Source organism: Rhodococcus sp. T2V (genome assembly GCF_029269925.1).
Taxonomy (GTDB): domain Bacteria; phylum Actinomycetota; class Actinomycetes; order Mycobacteriales; family Mycobacteriaceae; genus Rhodococcus_F; species Rhodococcus_F koreensis.
On sequence record NZ_JARJBD010000555.1, the window covers coordinates 1 to 344 of the forward strand.

The window sequence follows — 344 nt, forward strand, 5'->3', positions numbered from 1 at the left end:
CCAAACCCCCGGACTTGACCTGCTTCGACTTCTCCACACCACTGGTCGCCGCGGTCGCGACGGACACCTTGAGGCCGTCCAGACCGACCGCCTGCTGCGCCGGCTTCGTGGTCCGGTGGCGACGACCTTGTTGGTGGTGGTGTCGATGACCGAGACGGTGTTGCTGCCGCCGTTGGTGACGTACGCGCGGGTGCCGGTAGGGGTGTTGGCGACGGTGACGGCGTTGGGTGAGCGAGGAGCTGGTAGGGCTTTTCGTCCATGCACACCACCGGGTGAGAGGGGTTGCGGGGGCGGGCGTAGACCGACAGGACATCTTCCATCCGGGCGGCGAACTCCGCGTTCGC

The 344-nt window shown here is 67.4% G+C and carries 2 pseudogenes; both read right to left on the minus strand.

The window, feature by feature from the left end:
* Positions 1 to 153 precede the first annotated feature (153 nt).
* Positions 154 to 264, minus strand: a pseudogene (locus P3H15_RS56070) (hypothetical protein); the annotation flags it as partial.
* Positions 231 to 344 (minus strand): annotated as a pseudogene (locus P3H15_RS55395) (IS630 family transposase); the annotation flags it as partial. The pseudogenes P3H15_RS55395 and P3H15_RS56070, both read right to left, overlap by 34 nt.